The following is a 16471-nucleotide window of genomic DNA, read 5'->3' on the forward strand; positions in this document are numbered from 1 at the left end:
TGGCTAGTGCCGCACGTGGACTGGGACCGCGACGGGCCCGGTGGTCAGTGCCGCAGGGTCCGCTGGGCCGTGGTCGGGTCCGGCGTTGTCAGGTGCCGCACATCAGCCGCGACCGGGACCGGGTCCGGCGACTCGGTCGGGGCGCCGGTCGGGTCTGCGGCTGGGGCGGAGGTCTTGGGGAAGAGGGTCAGGTTGCGGACGCCCGGGACCACCGCGGTGCCGGCGGTCGACACCGCGACCAGGATGGCGGCGATGACAAGGGGAACCGCCTCGCCGCCGAACTGGGTCGCGGCCAGGGGAGCGAGGGCGTAGCCGAGGGGCATCGCGGAGTACGAGATGAGCATGTCCCAGGAGTTGACCCGCGCCAGGCGGTCCGGCGCCACGTGTTGCTGCACCACCGACACCCAGACGGGGTTGAGGAACCCGAGCCCGGCCATCGACAGCCCGTAGCCGGCGACGAGCCACGGCGCCGACGCCGGCACGGCGAACAGCAGCAGCGGCACCGAGAACGCCGACAGGGCGAGGTTGGCCCAGAGCACCGGCCGGCGCGGGTTGATGCCGAAGCGCCCAGTGGCCCCGACCCGGGTGGCCAGCACCGAGCCTGCCAGTATGCCGATCGCGCCGGCCTGGGTGACCGCCACCCACACCGCCTCGCCGCCGGCGCGATGGACCGCGATCAGTGGTCCGAGTGTCATCAGGACCGCGGCCGACAGGTTCCAGATCCCGTGGCCGATCAGCGTGGTCCACAGCCAGTCGTGCCGGCCCAGCTCGCGCCAACCCTCCGCCAGTGCTCGCCGCATCGGCACCACGGCCGCGGCCGCCCTGGCGACCGGGACATGCAGGCGGACCAGGGCCAACGCGATCGCGCTGACGACGAACGTGCCGGCGTCCACCACGAACGCCCAACCCGAACCCACGGTCAGCACCAGCGTGCCGCCGACCGCGGGCCCGAGCACCCCGGCCGCGCCGCGGGACACGCCGAGCAGCCCGTTGGCCCGCGGTCGGCCCTCCGGCGGCACCGTCGCGCTGACCAGGGGGCCGCCGGTCGGCAGCGCGAACGCCGCCGCCGCGCCGGACACTGCCGCCGCCACCGCGATGTCCGTCAGCCGGAACGTGCCCGCGACCAACTCCACCCCGATCCAGATCTGCACCGCTGCCCGCGCCACGTCGGCGACGATCGCCACCGTGCGCGGCGACCACCGGTCGGCGAGCACGCCCCCGATCGGCAGCAGCACCAGCCGCGGCACGCTGCCGCAGGCCAGCACCAATGCCAGCGCGCTCGCCGAACCCGTCGCCTGGATCACCGCCAGCGCGAGCGCGGCGGGCACCACCGCGTCGCCGAAGGCCGAGAGCGAGTAGCCCAACCAGATGAGTCGGAAGTTCATGGCCGCAGATTACTTCGGCACCGAAATATTCGTCAACAAAATGTCTGGCGCCGAAAAATCAAGGGCCGAAAAATCAGTTGACGAAGTACACTCACCGCCATGCGGGACTCCGTCGACGATCACATCGAGCAGTGGCTGCCGCTGCTCGTCGGCCTCGACCCCGACGCCGAGGGCGCGATCACCCGCATGCAGCACCTGGTCCGGCACATCCGCAAGCACAAGGACGCGATGCTGGCCAAGCACGACCTGCAGGCCGGCGAGTTCGACACGCTGCACACGCTGATGCGCCTCGGCGAGCCGCACCGCACCACACCCACCCGCCTCGCCACCGAGCTGGCCATGTCACCGGCCGCGATGACCGGCCGCCTGGACGCCCTCGCGCAACGCGGCTTCGTCCGCCGCGCACCGTCCACCACCGACCGCCGCAAGGTCGACATCGAGCTCACGGAAGCCGGCAAGCGCGCCTGGACCGACGCCATAGCGGACATGGGCTTCGAGGAGACCCGGGTGCTCGCCGTGCTCAACTCCCGCGAACGCCGCCAACTCTCCGACCTGCTCCGCCGGGTCCTCATCGCGGCCGAGAAGGGCCCACCCCCACCGCAGTAATGGGTCCGGACGTGCCGCCGGCCAGGCGGCGCCGGTCAGGACCGATCGGCGGCGGCCCGTCGGGATCGGAAAGTCCGCACGAAGCCGGCCCCGCCACCCAACACGGGCGACGGGGCCGTACGAACGTGAAGATCTTCACCTGCCAGGGTCAGGAAGCGTAAGCCTCCAGGCGCTGGGCGCGCGACGGGTGGCGCAGCTTCAGCAGCGTCACCTTCTCGATCTGCCGGATCCGCTCCCGCGACAGCCCGAACTCCCGACCCACCTCGTCGAGCGTGCGCTGGCGCCCGTCGTCGAGACCGAACCGCAGCCGGATCACCGCCTGCTCGCGCGACGACAGCGTCGACAGCACGATCTCGACCTCGTTGCGGAGCATCCCGTTGGACACCTCGTCGGCCGGCTCCTGGCGGGCGTCGACGCCGACCACGAAATCGCCGAGGGCGCTCTCGCCGTCCTCACCGACGGCCTGGTCGAGGCTGACCGGCTCCCGGTCGTACGAGATGAGCTCGATGATCTGGAACTCCGGCAGCGCCATCGCCGTCGCGACCTCGGCCACCGTGGGCTCCCGGCCCAGCGTCACCGCGAGGTCGCGGCGAGCCCGGACCATCCGGTTGACCTGCTCGACCATGTGCACCGGGATGCGGATCGTGCGCGACTGGTCGGCCATCGCCCGGGTGATCGCCTGGCGGATCCACCACGTCGCGTACGTCGAGAACTTGTAGCCCTTGGCGTAGTCGAACTTCTCGACCGCGCGGATGAGCCCGAGGTTGCCTTCTTGGATGAGGTCGAGGAACGCCATGCCCCGACCGGTGTACCGCTTCGCGATGCTGACCACGAGCCGGAGGTTGGCCTCTAGAAGGCGGTCCTTCGCGGCGTGCCCTTCCAGGGCGATGATCGAAAGGTCAGCCCGAAGGCCATCGGGTACGTTCGCCTCCGCCAACTTTTCCTCGGCGAACAACCCGGCTTCGATGCGCCGTGCCAGGTCGACCTCCTCGACGGCGGTCAGCAGCTTGGTGCGGCCGATTCCGTTGAGGTACGCGCGGACGAGGTCGGCGGAGACGCCCCGTTCATCGGTGGCGTCCAGGTCGATCTGGTCGTAGTCGTTCATGCTTCTGCTACCCCGCTTCCCGGCAACCCTCCGTGGTGCCGTGCGAAGAGCTTCTCGCAACGGGCGTGAAGCCGGGGTGAGGAGAATCGGCGGGTGGCATGAAACCGGGAGCCCCTTCAGGCGGCTTGCCCGATTTGTCTATCAGAAGAGCGACCGCGCCGCGCTCAGGAACCGTTGCGTCCGGCCGCTAGTCTGCCAGCAAATCCACAGGAGAAAGGCACGTCGTCGTGGTCTTCAAGCGAATGATGCAGGCGTTGGGCGTCGGCGGGCCGTCCGTCGAGACGGTGCTCAGCAACCCCAACTGCCGTCCCGGCGGTTTCCTGGAGGGCCAGATCCACGTCGTCGGTGGCGACCACGCGGTCGACATCGAGTACGTCGCCCTCGGCATGGTCACCCGGGTGGAGGTCGAGAGCGGCGACGCCGAGTACGACTCGACCACCGAGTTCCACCGCCAGCGCGCGACCGGGGCCTTCCGCCTGGAGGGCGGGCAGCGCTACGACATCCCGTTCCGCTTCGAGGTGCCTTGGGAAACCCCGATCACCGAGGTGTACGGGCAGCACCTGCACGGCATGACGATGGCCCTGCGCACGGAGCTCGAGGTGGCCCGCGCCGTCGACAAGGGCGACCTCGACGCCGTGGCCGTGCACCCGCTGCCGGCACAGGAGCGCATCCTCGACGGCCTCCTCCGGCTCGGCTTCCGGTTCGCCCGCGCCGACGTCGAGAGCGGCCGCATCTACGGCGTGCAGCAGAGCCTGCCGTTCTACCAGGAGATCGAGTTCTACCCGTCGCCGCAGTTCCAGCGGGCGGTCAACCAGCTCGAGCTGACGTTCGTCGCCACGCCGCAGCACCTGCAGGTCGTGCTCGAGCTCGACAAGCGCGGCGGCGTGTTCACCGAGGGCCACGACACGTTCGGCCGGTTCACGGTCGACTACGCCTCCGCCGAGCAGACCGACTGGGCCGCCCAGCTGCACGGCTGGCTCGAGCAGTCCCTCCGCAAGCGCGGCCTGTTCTTCTAGTGCGCAAGGAACGGTCCGTTGTTAACGCATAGCGTTAACAACGGACCGTTCCTTACAGCTCCAGCAGCACGGTTCGCGGGCCCACGTTGACGCTCTCCACGAGCATGTGGGCCCGGAACCGGCCCGTCTCGACGTGCGCGCCGCGGGTGCGCAGGGCGTCGGCGAACGCGGTCACCAACGGCTCGGCCACCTCGGCCGGCGCGGCGGCTGACCAGCTCGGCCGGCGCCCTTTGCGCGCGTCCGCGTACAACGTGAACTGGCTGACGACCAGCACCGGTGCGCCGACGTCGCTCGCCGACTTCTCGTCGTCCAGGATGCGCAGCTCCCAGACCTTGCGGGCCATCGTGTCGGCCGTCGCCGGCAGATCGCTGTGCGTCACGCCCAGCAGCACCAGCAACCCGTCGGAGATCGAGCCCACGACGCCGCCGTCGACGGTCACGGACGCGCGCGAGACCGTCTGGACCAGCGCCCTCACGCCACCGGCTCCACGATCCCGCGCTCGACCAGGTGCGCGACGATCGGCCCGGCGGCGTCGGCCAGGTCCTCCTCGGCGACCTCGTGGGCGACGGCCAGCAGGGCGATCTGGTCGCGCAGCGGCACCTGCCCGTCGGCGCCGCTGACCAGGGCCAGCACCAGCGGGTCGACCTCCTCGCTCCAGCGCAGGCCGGACGGCATGACCAGCACCTGGCGGTCGACGGCCCAACCGTCGTCACCGAGCGTGGCCTCCTGCTGGAGCTGCAGCCCGGGGGCGGTGCGGTATCGGGCGGCCAGCAGGTCCGCGTCGCGCACGAAGTCCTGCCGGTCGAACCACGCGGCGATCTGGTCGCCGAGCGGCTGCTGGGTCTGCTGGCGCAGGTCCTCGACGCGGACGACCGGGTCGTCGTTGCCGCCACGGCGCAGCGTGACCAGGCCGAACCCGATCGCCGCGACGTCGTTGGCGTCGAACCAGTCGAGCCAGGCGGCCGCGCGCGCCGGGTCGCCGTCCTCGTTGGCGTCAGCCAGCCACAGACCGACGTACGTCATGGGATCGGCGACCTCACGCTGGATCACCCAGGCGTCGAGCCCGGTGCCGTCGAACCAGCCGGCGACCCGGTCACCCCAGTCCTCACCGGCGACGTGCTCCCAGTTGGCCAGGAACTGCATGACGCCGCCCTCGTTGAGCAGCTCCGCCGCGGCGGCGGCGAGCTCGGCGCAGACGGCGTCGCCGGCCCGGCCCGAGTCGCGGTAGGTGTGCGTGGTGGTGCCGGGCCCGATCACGAACGGCGGGTTGCTGACGACGAGGTCGAACCGCCGGCCGCGAACCGGCGCGACCAGGTCGCCGCGGAGCATCTCCCACTGCTGGCCACTGAGCGCGGCGGTGGTGGCGGCGAACCGCAGGGCGCGCTCGGACAGGTCGGTCGCGGTGACGGAGCCGGCGTGGGTGGCGAGATGCAGCGCCTGTACGCCACAGCCGGTCCCGAGATCGAGCGCGGTCCCCACGGGCCGGCGCACCGCGGCGCCGACGAGGGTCGACGACGCCCCACCGATGCCGAGCACGTGGTCGGGCCGCAAGGGCTGCCCGGGCCGCGCGGACGAGGGCACGTCGGAGAGGACCCACCAGGAGTCGCCGTACGGCTCGAGGTCGACCCCCTGCCGCACGCCACCACCGGGCGCGGCCTCGACGAGCCCGGCGTCGAACGCGTCGGCGAAATCAAGCGGAGCGAGCGCGGCGGCGACGGCCTCGACGGGCTCGGTCTGCGCGCAGACGAACACCCGGATCAGGGTCGCGAGTGGATCCCGGTCCTCGGTGACCCGCAAAGCGGCCCGAAAGTCGTTGCGGGCAACCGCGGCGGTGGCCACGGGCCCGAGCCGCTCGGCGATACCCGCGGAGGTGAACCCAGCGGCGGCGAGCGCATCCCGCAACCGCGCGACCCCATCGGTGGAGAGGAGCATGTCGGACACGTACGGCATCCTGCCAGGCGAAAGGCCCCTCCCTGGTAGCGGGAGGGGCCTTCGCGTAAGCGGTGCTAGATGGAGCCTTCCTTGCCGATGTAGAACGGGCCCGCAGCCGAACGGGCGGCGGCGGCCGTCGTGCGCTCCGGGATCGACGACGTGTCGAGGGCGAACGTGAGGATCGCCGTCGCCATGGCGTCGGAGTTGATGTCGAGCGCTTCCAGGTTGAGGTTGCCGAGCATGTCGTACTGGCGGTCAAGCTCGGCGTAGAGTGCCGCGTCCGCGCCGTTGCGGACCGGGAACAGGCTGTCGCACGGGTCGTGGTAGCACGGGTCGTACTGCGCACCCTCGACGCCGCCGTAGTCGATGACGTCCTGTGCCGTCTTCGGGACCTCCGCGCCCGTGAACAGGCCGCCGGCCGGGATGCCCACCGCCGGAGCGATGAACGGGCCGTAGTCGGAGCGGCCGCTGAAGTCGGCCGCCCGCGTCGGCTTGCCGCGGCTGGCGAAGAAGTCCTGGAAGACCGCCTCGATCTGGGCCGAGCCCGGCGGGCCCGCGCCCGCGCCTTCGGCCGCCGAGTCGTCGCCGTCGTACACGCCGAGCATGTAGTTGGCGGAGGCGATCATGTCGAAGTTGAGGTAGAGCGTGATGTCGGCCTGTTGCGCCGGCGTCAGCGTGTTGACGTAGAGGGTCGAGCCGACCAGGTTGGCCTCCTCGGCGCCCCACCAGGCGAACCTGGTCTTGTTGGGCGTCTTGGTCTTGGCCATCTGGAGCGCGACCTCCAGCAGCGCGGACGAGCCGCTGGCGTTGTCGTTGATGCCGACGGTGTCCGGCTCGGAGTCGAGGTGGGCACCGGCCATCACGACGTTGCGCGGGTCGCCGCCCTTGGACTCGGCGATCACGTTCTCGGTCTGGCGCACCTCCGACGTGGTGTCGGCGGTGATCCGGACCGTCAGGCCGGGCGTGTTGGCGAACTGCTCGCCGGTGGCGTACGCGACGCCGACCGCCGGGATGCCGACCGGCGCGCCGAGCGTGCCGAGCAGCAGGTTGTAGCGGTCCACGTTGGCCACCGGGTCGCCGTTGCCCTGGTTCATCACGATCGCGCCGATCGCGCCGGCCGCCTCGGCGTTGGCGACCTTCGTGCCGAACGGGCAGGTGCCGCGTTGCAGCAGCGCGATCTTGCCGGTCACCAGACCACCCGCGAAGTCTTCGGGCTCGCAGCCGGACGTCGAGTTGCGCGGCGGGTCCAGCGCCAGGTCGACGCCGACGACCGCCGCCGTCACGTCACCCGGGCCCGAGTAGTCCATGAGGTCGTAGTCGGTGCCGGACACGTACGTGGTCGGAGTCGGCGCCGTCTGCGCGAACGACGAGCCGAACTCCTCGAAGTAGTTGAACGGGAACGGTTGACGCGTGACCTGGTAGCCGGCCAGCCGCATCAGGGTCGCGACGTAGTCAGCGCTGCGGTCGTAGCCCGCGAGGCCCGAGCCGCGGTTGCCGCCGCTGAGGCTGCCGATCGCCTGGAAGGCGATTTCATGCCGCAGCACGCCCGCCAGCGTCACCGCATTGGTGAGCTTGCGTACCGAGTTGTTGTTGGAAGTCGCCTGTGCCGGGTTGGCCAGCGCCAGGGCACCCACAAGGCTGGCGGCGCCTATGACCGCCAGGGTTTTGCGGACGGTGCGGGACACCACGATGTGCACTCTCCTCGCCGTTCGCCATCGCCCGGCCTCCATGCCCCCGCGCCGGGCGAACCCCGACGATGACATAGACCGGCGATGATCGAAACGGCCGTTCGGTCGAGAAGATCACACCATCCTGAAATCGGTGAAGTCGAACCCCGGCGCCACGACGCAGCTGACCAGGACCGGATCGGCACCGAGGGGCGCCGCCGACTGCCACACGCCACCGGGTACGCGCAGCTGCGGGCGGGCTCCGCCGGCCACGTCCGGACCGAGCACAGTGGACTCCTGCAAAGACGGGGAGGGGCCGGACCCGCCTAGGCGCAACGCGAGCGGGCCGCCCGCGTGCCAGAGCCACAGCTCGTCCGACCGGACCACGTGCCACGCCGACTCCTCGCCCGGGAACAGCGCGAAGTAGATGCCGGTGGCCGCCGCGCGCGGGCCCGCGTACCCGGTCGGCGTGAAGGTGTGTGCGGACCGCCAGGTCTCGGCGAACCAGCCGCCCTCGGGGTGGGGTTCGAGGCCGAGCTCGGTGATCCAGGGATGCGTCATGCGGCTGACGCTATCTTTCACGGTGCTTACTCGCATGCGTATACTCGCATGCGAGTAAAGGAGCCCCGCCCCGTGCCCGCCGCTCGACCAGGGTCGCGAGGACCGCGGGCCGAGTTCGTCGACTGGACCCGCGACTGGTCGCGGTGCCGGGCCGCCACCCGACTCCGTTCACCGCCGGGCTCTCCGTGCTCGGCGTGCTGGCTCCCGACGACGTGGCCGCGCTCCTCGGTGAGCGGGCGGCCGCGCTCGACGCGGAGATCGCGGCGGCGGAGCAGGCGGACAGCTTCGACCTCGTGGTCTGCCAGGCGGCGTTCAAGAACTTCGCGAGCCCGGTGACCGCGCTCGACGAGATCCACCGGGTGCTGCGGCCGGGCGGGGTCGCTGTGATCCTCGACCTGAACCGCGGCGCGACCGCCGGCGACATCCGGGCCGACGTTGCGGCCATGCGGCTCAACCAGGTCAACAGCGCCGTGACCCGGATGACGCTGACCTGGCTGCGGCGCCGCGCCTACGCGGCCGCCGATTTCGCGCGCGTCGCCGCCGACAGCACCTTCGGCGGCAGCGCGGCGCACGCCGACGGGATGACCCTGGAGGTGCGCCTGACCAAGGCGGCCTGACGCCGCGGTCCGTGGTCGGCGAAGATGGTCGGCATGACGTTCTCGCTGCCCATCCCACCGGAGGCGAACGCGCTGCTTGACCGGAGCACGCTCGCGCTGCTGATGGGTATGACTCTGGATCAACAAGACAAACTCGAAAAAGCGTTTACCTCGCCGTACGTCCTGTCGCAGCGGCTCGGCCACGAGCCGACCGTGGAGGAGATCGCCGGCTTCGACACGGACGAGCTGATCCGCGTGTTCGCGGGGCCGCCCGCACTGCACCGGTTCCCCAAGGCGATGGCCACCCGCACCCAGGAGGTGTGCCGGCTGATCGTGGCGAAGTACGACGGCGACACCGCGCGCCTGTGGACCGAGGCGACCGACGGGCGCGACCTGCTCAAGCGGGTGACCGAGCTGCCCGGGTTCGGCAAGCAGAAGTCGCAGATCTTTGTCGCCCTGCTCGGAAAGCGTTACGGCGTGCAGCCGGCGGGCTGGCGGGAGGCGGCCGGGGCCTACGGCGAGGAGGGCGCGCACATGTCGGTGGCGGACATCGTCGACGAGGCTAGCCTTGGCAAGGTACGCGAATACAAGAAGGCGATGAAGGCGGCCGCGAAGTCTGTCGGGTAATCGCCGGATCCCTCGTTTGGGCGTGTCCGGCCGGTGCCACACAGGCGAGGTCAGGATACCGTGGGAGAGGCCCCCGGCCCAACGCTGAGTCACCTTTTAGACACGCAACGTCAATAGATCCACGTCAGAAGCGGGTTGTCCGAGCGAGATCATTGACGCGGCCCCCTTGGGTGCCGGCACACTGTCACCAACCAAGGTGTGACCTGGGTCCCCCGGGGGCATCTAGGGAAGGCCGCGGCACCACCGGGTGTTGCACGATAGGTGAGCAAAGACCGAAGAAGGATGTTCATCGGTGACGAAGGAGGAAGGCGATGACCCCCACTCTCACGCCGCCGCCTGAGACGGTGGTTCCCCCAGCAACCGATGAACGGTGCGACCGGTGCAACGCCGCCGGCAAGCTCCGCATCACGATGGCCGGCGGGGGTGAGCTCGTGTTCTGCGGGCACCACGCCAACAAGTACGCCGACGACCTGGTCAAGATCACGGTCCAGTTCGCCGCGGACCCTGACTTCCAGTGGCGCGGCGCCGACCTGATGGCGTCGAACTCCGCTAACTGAGTCGCCCGATAAAGGCAGAACCGGCCGGAACCTCTTAAGGGGTTCCGGCCGGTCTTTTGGTATCTGGAGCGTCTCAGAGCGTCTGCACGGTGGCGATCCGCTCCTCGAGCTGCTCGATCGTCGCCTGTGCGCTCGGCGGACCCCCGCAGATCCGCCTCAGCTCCGCGTGGATCTTCCCGTGTGGCAGACCAGTCCGGTGATGGTGCGCTGCGACCAGAGCGTTGAGCTGACGGCGCAGAACGACCCTTCGTTCGCCGGCCGAGACCGGCCCGGGCGGGGCCGCCGTCATTCCCGCCACCCGCGCACCACCGGAGCCGTCCGCCCCGGCCGTTGCCGTCGACCGGCGGCGCTGTGCCGCGAGCTGGTCAGCCTGGCGCTTGTTGAGCAGCGTGGCCACCTGGTCGGCCGTGAGCAGGCCCGGCAGGCCGAGATATTCCTCCTCCTCGGGCGTGCCGGCCAGCGCGCCCGTGCCGAACGAGGCGCCATCGAAGATCACCTGGTCGAGCTCCGCGGTGGCGGAGAGCATCTCGTGCCGCTTCGTCAGCTCGTCGCTGGCGTCTTCGGTCTGCTGCGCCCGCTCCAGCAGCGCGTCGTCGAGCCCGTCGTCCTCCTTGGGCTTGCCGAGCACGTGGTTGCGCTCGGCCTCCATCTCGCTGGCCAGCCCGAGCAGGTGCGGCACGCTCGGCAGGAAGACGCTGGCGGTCTCGCCGGGGCGGCGGGCGCGGACGAACCGGCCGATCGCCTGCGCGAAGTAGAGCGGGGTCGACGCGCTGGTCGCGTAGACGCCGACGGCCAGGCGCGGGATGTCGACACCCTCGGAGACCATCCGGACCGCCACCAGCCAGCGCTGGTCGGACGCCGCGAACGCGGCGATCCGGGCCGAGGCGCCGGTGTCGTCCGAGAGCACGACGACGGCCTTCTCGCCGGTCACGCGTTCGATCAGCTTGGCGTACGAGCGGGCGTTCTGCTGGTCCGTCGCGATGATCAGCCCGCCCGCGTCGGGCATGCCGCCGGCCCGCTTGACCTGCAGCCGGGCGTCGGCGGCCCGGAGCACCTGGACCATCCAGTCGCCGGTCGGGTCGAGCGCCGTGCGCCACGCCTGCGCCACCAGGTCCTGGGTCATCGGCTCGCCGAGCCGGGCCGCCAGCTCGTCGCCGGCGCTGGTGCGCCACCGGGTCTCGCCCGAGTAGGCGAGGAAGATGACCGGGCGCACGACGCCGTCGCGCAGCGCGTCCGCGTAGCCGTAGACCGAGTCGGCGCGGGACCGTTGCAGCCCGTCCTCGCCGCGCTCGTAGGTGACGAACGGGATCGGGTTCTCGTCGGAGCGGAACGGCGTGCCGGTCAGCATCAGCCGCCGGGTGGCGTTCTCGAACGCGGCCTTGACCCCGTCGCCCCACGACCGGGAGTCGCCGGCGTGGTGGATCTCGTCGAGGATCACGAACGTGCGCCGGGTCATGGTGCGGCGGCGGTGCACCTGCGGTGCCATGCCGACCTGGGCGTACGTGACGACCGCGCCGTGGAAGTCGGCCGAGGAGTGCAGGTCGGCGTTGCGGAACGCCGCGTCGAGCTGGATGCCGACCCGGGCCGCTGACTGCGCCCACTGTGTCTTGAGGTGCTCGGTCGGCGCGACCACGGTGACGGCGTCGATGCTGCCGTCGTTGAGCAGCTCCGCCGCGATCCGCAGGGCGAACGTGGTCTTGCCGGCACCGGGGGTCGCGACCGCCATGAAGTCGTCGGACCGGCGGCGCAGGTAGTCGACCATGGCCTTGCGCTGCCAGGACCGCAACGGCGGGAACGTCTCCAGCGACGGCATCGCCACCACCCGGCGTCCCCCCTCACGTCACGAAAAACGCCCTCGCGGCGAGGCGAAGGCGGCTCTCAGCATAACCACGCGCACACCGTGATCCCCAGCAGACACAAGGGTGACGAACGCATCAGGAGGGTGGGGTCGTGTTCCAGTGCCGGCGCAGCGCGACCAGGCGGATCGCGAACACCAGGACGCCCGCACCGATCATCGGCCAGCCGGTGAGGCCGGCCCGGTGGAGGCCCATCACCATGACCGCGCCGGCCAGCGCGGCGACCGCGTAGATCTCCCGGCGCAGGACGATCGGGATCTCGCCGAGCAGGAGGTCGCGGGCGACGCCGCCGCCGATCGCGGCGATCATGCCGAGCAGGCAGGCACCGACCGGCGGGACGCCGGCGCGCAGTGCGACCAGCGTGCCGGTGACGGTGAACAGCGCGAGGCCGGCCGCGTCGAGCACGACCACGACCCGGCGGAGCCGGGCGAGCTGAGGGTGGAAGAAGTAGACCGCGACGGCTGTGAGAGCTGCCACAACCGCGTAGCGCCAGTCGTCGAACGCCAGCGGTGGGGCCTGGTTGACCACGAGGTCACGGACGATGCCGCCGCCCAACGCCGCGACGAACCCGACAAAGCAGACGCCGAACAGGTCGAGCCGCTTGACTACTGCGGCGGATGCGCCGGAAGCGGCGAAAACGGCCACACCGAGGAGATCGGCGAAGAGGAGTGCGGCGGTGGCTGACACCGCCGAACTCTAGATCACTGCTCGGGTTTGGGTTCCTTGTCGTAGAACCGGTTGTCGTCTTCGAAGATCTCTTTGCACTCAGGGCAGACCGGGAAGCGGCTCGGGTCGCGTGACGGGACCCAGACCTTGCCGCACAACGCCTTGACCGGCGTGCCGAGGACCATCGCCTCGGTGATCTTGTCGCGGTCGGCGTAGTGCGCGAACCGCTCGTGGTCGCCCTGCTCGAACGGCGTCTCGACCGGACGCTCGAGGATGGTGCCGCTGGTTTCGGGGCTAGGACTGGTCACCAATCAAGTCTGCCAGGTAGGTGCGGTCGCCGCACCTGGCCACCCGTACGGTGACAACGTGAACGACTTGGTATTAGCGCCGGAAGTGGCGGACGCGCTGGGCGCCGGAAGCCCGGTGGTCGCGCTGGAGAGCACGATCATCGCGCACGGGCTGCCCCGCCCCGACAACCTGAGGGTGGCGCGCGAGATCGAGGCGACCGTCCGGGCGGCCGGCGCGGTGCCGGCGACGATCGCGGTGCTCGGCGGCCGCGTGCATGTCGGGCTCGACGACGCCCAGCTGATCCGCCTGGCCGAGGCCGACGGCGTGGCCAAGCTGTCCGCGCGGGACCTGGCGGTGGCCGCGGCGAAGGGCGTCGACGGTGCCACCACGGTCGCCGCGACCAGCGCGGTCGCGGCCGCCGCCGGCATCCGGGTGTTCGCCACGGGCGGCCTTGGCGGCGTGCACCGGGACGCGCCCTACGACGAGTCGGCCGACCTGGTCACCCTGGCCCGCACGCCGATCGCCGTGGTCTGCGCCGGCGTCAAGTCCATCCTCGACGTCGGCGCGACCCTGGAGCGGCTGGAGACCCTCGGCGTGGCCGTGGCCGGCTACCGCACGCTGCGGTTCCCGGGGTTCTACCTGAGCGACAGCGGGTTCGGTGTGGACTGGTCGCTGGACTCGCCCGAGGAGGCGGCGCGGGCGGTCCGGGCGCGCGAGGCACAGGGTGTGCACCGCGGCGCCCTGGTGGTCGCGAACCCGCTGCCCGCGGAGGAGCAGCTCGACCCCGCGCTGCACGACCGCACGCTGGCAGAGGGCATGGCGGCGCTGGAGGCCCAGGGCGTCACGGGCAAGGCGGTCACGCCGTTCCTGCTCGGCTGGTTCCACGAGCACACTGGCGGCGCCAGCCTCGAGGTCAACGTCCGGATCATCCTGCGCAACGCCGACCTGGCCGCCCGGATCGCCGCCGCTGCCGCATGAAGGGCCGCGTCGCCGTTCTAGGGGATCTGGTGACGGATGTCGTTGCGGTGCTGGCCGAGCCGCCCACGGCGGACACGGACACCGCGGCTTCGATCCGGTTCACGGGCGGCGGCCAGGCGGCCAACACCGCGGCCTGGCTGGCCTGGCACGGACTGCCGGTCACACTGTTGGCCGCGGTCGGCGACGACGCCGCGGGCGCGGCCCGGCTCGCCGAGCTGGCCGCGGCGGGTGTCGACTGTCCACTGCCGCCGCGGGCCGGCGCGCCGACCGGCACCGTGATCGTGCTGGCCGAGGGCGGCCGGCGGACCATGGTCACCGACCGCGGCGCGAGCCTGCTGCTCGACCCCGACGAGGTCGCCTCGGCTCTGGCCGTGGGCGGCGCGGGGCACCTGCACCTGTCCGGCTACGCGCTGCTCGACGAGCGGTCGCGGCCCGCCGGGTTGCGGGCGCTCGCGGTGGCGCGCGGGTTGGGGCTGACGGTGAGCGTCGACGCGGCCTCCGCGAGCCCGCTGCGGCAGGTCGGCGGTCCGGCTTTCCGGTCGTGGGTACGCGGCGTCGACCTGCTGCTGGCCAACGAGGACGAGGCGGCGGTGCTGGCCGCCGACCGCCGGGACCGGGCACGGGCCCTGGCGGCGGAGTTGGGTGCGGCGGTGGTGGTCAAGCTCGGCGGTGCCGGCGCGGTCTGGGCCGGCCCGGACGGTGAGGAGCAGACGGCGCCGGCCGTCGCCGCGAACGTCGTGGACCCGACCGGCGCCGGCGACGCGTTCGCGGCCGGCCTGCTGGCGACCTGGCTGGCCGGTGGCGACCCGCGACGCTGCCTGGCGGCGGCGGTCGCGGCCGGCGCCCGCGCCGTGGTGACGGTCGGCGCCCGACCCTGACGGCCAAGGAACGGTCCGTTGTTAACGCAATGCGTTAACAACGGACCGTTCCTTGCGCTGGGCTCAGGCGCGGGCCAGCGCCGCGATGTCCGGGTTGTCGAGGATGTGCTTGGGTGCGCCCGTGCGGGCCACCGCGAGCATCGCCTTGCCGACCTCCTCGGTGGTGACCACCTGGGTCGGCGCGAGCCGGCGGAACAGCGGGATCAGGAAACCGCCCGCGCTCAACAGGACGCGGTAGAACCGGCTGCGCGGGCGGATGCCGTGCAGCGGCTGGATGAACCCCGGCCGGAACATGTAGCCCTTGGGGAAGCGGGCGAGCAGGTCGCGCTCGGTGCGCCCCTTGACCTGGGCCCAGCGCTGCCGCGAGGTCTCGGACGTGCCGGCGCCGGAGACGTAGACGAACGTCGGGTCGGGGGAGTGCGCCGCCAACGCGTCGGCCACCCCGAGCGTCAGGTCGTGGGTGATCCGCTCGTAGGTCTCCGCGCTCATCCCCACCGAGGACACGCCGAGGCAGAAGAAGCAGGCGTCGACGCCGGTCAGGCCGTCGCCGACGCCGTCGAGATCGAACAGGTCGGTGACGACGATCGAGCGCAGCTTCGGGTGGTCCTCGTTGAGCGGTGAGCGGCCGAGCGAGATCACCTCGGACACGTCGGGCGCGTCGAGGCACTCGCGCAGCACACCTTGGCCGACCATCCCGGTCGTGCCGGTGAGCAGGACGCGCATCGCGGTCAGGCCGCGTTGTTGCGGGGCAGGGTGGCCAGCGCCCGGCGCAGGTCGGCCAGGGACACCGTCGCCGAGTCGTCGAGGTCGGCGAGCCCGGCCTCGATCCACTGGCGCATCAGCGTCGTGACGCCGATGCCGCGGGCGTCGGCCGCGGCCCGGACCCGTTCGTAGGTGTGCAACGGGAGCCGCACCGACCGGCTGACCATCGGTTGCTCGGTGTCGGGCACGGGCAGCTCACCCGGACTGCCGTCGCTGATCAGGTCGGCGAAGTCGTCGCCGCCTTCATGGAACCGCTTGATGGCCTGGTCTCTGTCCACGGCTACCGCCCCCAACCGGAGATGGTTTCCTCGTAGCGCTTGATTTCGCTGTCGCTCATCTCGCGCGCCGAGAGGATGTCGAAGTCGTGGTCGTCGTGGGCTGTCTCGGCGAGCAGGACCACGAGCCGCCGGCCGCGCCGGCTGGCGGCGTAGACCACGGTGAGCTCGCCGAGGTGCCGGATGACCCGCCGGGTGCCGTGCAGGGCCTCCCAGACCTCGCCGGGCGTCACGTCGTAGACCGCGAGGTTGCTCAACGAATCGTCGGTGAAGCTGTACCGGCGGCCCACGCCCTCAAAGTACCACGGACGTAACACGGACTGCGCCGTCGCGCGTACACCGTCATGGTGATTGGATGGAAGGGTGAAGGCGGGTCGACCAGTCCTGATCACCGACGCCGAACGCAGCCAGGACGACCAGCTGCGCCGCCGGACGCATCGCTACGTCTTCATGATGCTGGTCCGCGCCGTCTGCGTGATCATCTTCGCGGTGCTCGTGGCGACCCGGCCGCCGCTGCTCTGGCTCTGGCTGTTCCTCGTCGGCGCCGCCGCGGTCGTGCTGCCGTGGACGGCCGTGATCCTGGCCAACGACCGGCCGCCGAAGGAAAAATATCGCCACCTGCACAAGGGCGACCGGAAACCGCCGGCCCCGCCGAGCCTTCCGACGCAGCCGACGGCCGAGGCGCCGCACAAGACGATCGACGCCGAACCGTAATC

20 protein-coding genes are annotated in these 16471 nt (G+C 71.3%); 8 read left to right on the forward strand and 12 right to left on the reverse strand.

The genetic code is table 11. From position 1 onward, the window contains the following. Nucleotides 1–44: 44 nt before the first annotated feature. Nucleotides 45–1385 carry an MFS transporter gene (locus Air01nite_RS19145; RefSeq protein ID WP_203704016.1) on the reverse strand — a complete coding sequence of 447 codons (1341 nt, stop codon included), beginning with the start codon at nt 1383–1385 and terminating at the stop codon, nt 45–47. 99 nt (nt 1386–1484) lie between these two features. On the opposite strand from Air01nite_RS19145, the gene Air01nite_RS19150 reads away from it, so the two are divergent. Beyond that, on the forward strand, nt 1485–1991 hold the full coding sequence (locus Air01nite_RS19150) for a MarR family winged helix-turn-helix transcriptional regulator (protein WP_203704017.1): 507 nt from the start codon (nt 1485–1487) through the stop codon (nt 1989–1991). Between the two features lie 148 nt (nt 1992–2139). On the opposite strand, the gene sigB is transcribed toward Air01nite_RS19150, so the two are convergent. Continuing rightward, complete coding sequence (sigB, locus tag Air01nite_RS19155) at nt 2140–3096, reverse strand: RNA polymerase sigma factor SigB (protein WP_203704018.1); 957 nt, start codon at nt 3094–3096, stop codon at nt 2140–2142. A gap of 227 nt (nt 3097–3323) precedes the next feature. On the opposite strand from sigB, the gene Air01nite_RS19160 reads away from it, so the two are divergent. Continuing rightward, nucleotides 3324–4112, forward strand: a complete 789-nt coding sequence (locus tag Air01nite_RS19160; protein WP_203704019.1) for a sporulation protein — start codon at nt 3324–3326, stop codon at nt 4110–4112. A gap of 52 nt (nt 4113–4164) precedes the next feature. On the opposite strand, the gene dtd is transcribed toward Air01nite_RS19160, so the two are convergent. From dtd to Air01nite_RS19180, 4 genes are all read right to left on the reverse strand, one after another. Next, the gene (dtd, locus tag Air01nite_RS19165; protein WP_203704020.1) at nt 4165–4587 is read right to left on the reverse strand and encodes a D-aminoacyl-tRNA deacylase; all 423 of its coding nucleotides are present in this window, start codon (nt 4585–4587) and stop codon (nt 4165–4167) included. Then, nucleotides 4584–6044 carry a DUF7782 domain-containing protein gene (locus Air01nite_RS19170; protein WP_203704143.1) on the reverse strand — a complete coding sequence of 487 codons (1461 nt, stop codon included), beginning with the start codon at nt 6042–6044 and terminating at the stop codon, nt 4584–4586. The genes dtd and Air01nite_RS19170 overlap by 4 nt, the downstream gene beginning before the upstream one ends. A gap of 74 nt (nt 6045–6118) precedes the next feature. Continuing rightward, nucleotides 6119–7732: a M28 family peptidase gene (locus Air01nite_RS19175; protein ID WP_203704021.1), complete on the reverse strand. Its 1614-nt coding sequence runs from the start codon at nt 7730–7732 to the stop codon at nt 6119–6121. A gap of 114 nt (nt 7733–7846) precedes the next feature. After that, the gene (locus Air01nite_RS19180) at nt 7847–8272 is read right to left on the reverse strand and encodes a cupin domain-containing protein (RefSeq protein ID WP_203704022.1); all 426 of its coding nucleotides are present in this window, start codon (nt 8270–8272) and stop codon (nt 7847–7849) included. Between the two features lie 143 nt (nt 8273–8415). Here Air01nite_RS19180 and Air01nite_RS19185 point away from each other — a divergent pair, with 143 nt between their 5' ends. The 3 genes from Air01nite_RS19185 (at nt 8416) to Air01nite_RS19195 (ending at nt 10052) form a co-directional block, all read left to right on the forward strand. Continuing rightward, nucleotides 8416–8889 carry a class I SAM-dependent methyltransferase gene (locus tag Air01nite_RS19185; RefSeq protein ID WP_203704023.1) on the forward strand — a complete coding sequence of 158 codons (474 nt, stop codon included), beginning with the start codon at nt 8416–8418 and terminating at the stop codon, nt 8887–8889. Between the two features lie 33 nt (nt 8890–8922). Beyond that, nucleotides 8923–9495 carry an HhH-GPD-type base excision DNA repair protein gene (locus Air01nite_RS19190; protein ID WP_203704024.1) on the forward strand — a complete coding sequence of 191 codons (573 nt, stop codon included), beginning with the start codon at nt 8923–8925 and terminating at the stop codon, nt 9493–9495. Nucleotides 9496–9806: 311 nt separating this feature from the next. Then, a complete protein-coding gene (locus Air01nite_RS19195) occupies nt 9807–10052 on the forward strand; it encodes a DUF7455 domain-containing protein (protein ID WP_203704025.1) in 246 nt (81 codons plus the stop codon). A gap of 73 nt (nt 10053–10125) precedes the next feature. Here Air01nite_RS19195 and Air01nite_RS19200 read toward each other — a convergent pair whose 3' ends face one another. The 3 genes from Air01nite_RS19200 to Air01nite_RS19210 form a co-directional block, all read right to left on the reverse strand. Then, entirely contained in the window at nt 10126–11865 is a 1740-nt protein-coding gene (locus tag Air01nite_RS19200; protein WP_203704026.1) for a DEAD/DEAH box helicase, read from the reverse strand. 121 nt (nt 11866–11986) lie between these two features. Beyond that, complete coding sequence (locus tag Air01nite_RS19205; RefSeq protein ID WP_203704028.1) at nt 11987–12595, reverse strand: trimeric intracellular cation channel family protein; 609 nt, start codon at nt 12593–12595, stop codon at nt 11987–11989. Nucleotides 12596–12609: 14 nt separating this feature from the next. Next, nucleotides 12610–12882 (reverse strand): DUF3039 domain-containing protein, encoded by a 273-nt coding sequence (locus Air01nite_RS19210; RefSeq protein ID WP_203704029.1) that lies wholly within the window; start codon nt 12880–12882, stop codon nt 12610–12612. 58 nt (nt 12883–12940) lie between these two features. Here Air01nite_RS19210 and Air01nite_RS19215 point away from each other — a divergent pair, with 58 nt between their 5' ends. Further along, nucleotides 12941–13840, forward strand: a complete 900-nt coding sequence (locus Air01nite_RS19215; protein WP_239090810.1) for a pseudouridine-5'-phosphate glycosidase — start codon at nt 12941–12943, stop codon at nt 13838–13840. Beyond that, nucleotides 13837–14718, forward strand: a complete 882-nt coding sequence (locus Air01nite_RS19220) for a carbohydrate kinase family protein (RefSeq protein ID WP_203704031.1) — start codon at nt 13837–13839, stop codon at nt 14716–14718. The genes Air01nite_RS19215 and Air01nite_RS19220 overlap by 4 nt, the downstream gene beginning before the upstream one ends. A gap of 63 nt (nt 14719–14781) precedes the next feature. On the opposite strand, the gene Air01nite_RS19225 is transcribed toward Air01nite_RS19220, so the two are convergent. The 3 genes from Air01nite_RS19225 to Air01nite_RS19235 are packed head-to-tail and all read right to left on the reverse strand — an operon-like array spanning nt 14782 to nt 16045. Further along, nucleotides 14782–15441 (reverse strand): NAD-dependent epimerase/dehydratase family protein, encoded by a 660-nt coding sequence (locus Air01nite_RS19225; RefSeq protein WP_203704033.1) that lies wholly within the window; start codon nt 15439–15441, stop codon nt 14782–14784. A gap of 5 nt (nt 15442–15446) precedes the next feature. Continuing rightward, nucleotides 15447–15758, reverse strand: coding sequence for a YlcI/YnfO family protein (locus Air01nite_RS19230; protein WP_203704034.1), 312 nt, complete (start codon nt 15756–15758; stop codon nt 15447–15449). A 2-nt stretch (nt 15759–15760) separates the two neighbouring features. Continuing rightward, the gene (locus Air01nite_RS19235; protein ID WP_203704035.1) at nt 15761–16045 is read right to left on the reverse strand and encodes a hypothetical protein; all 285 of its coding nucleotides are present in this window, start codon (nt 16043–16045) and stop codon (nt 15761–15763) included. Nucleotides 16046–16118: 73 nt separating this feature from the next. Between Air01nite_RS19235 and Air01nite_RS19240 the strand changes: the two genes are divergently transcribed. Beyond that, nucleotides 16119–16469: a DUF3099 domain-containing protein gene (locus tag Air01nite_RS19240; RefSeq protein ID WP_203704036.1), complete on the forward strand. Its 351-nt coding sequence runs from the start codon at nt 16119–16121 to the stop codon at nt 16467–16469. Nucleotides 16470–16471: the final 2 nt, after the last annotated feature.

The sequence above is a fragment of the Asanoa iriomotensis genome, assembly GCF_016862515.1.
Lineage (GTDB): Bacteria > Actinomycetota > Actinomycetes > Mycobacteriales > Micromonosporaceae > Asanoa > Asanoa iriomotensis.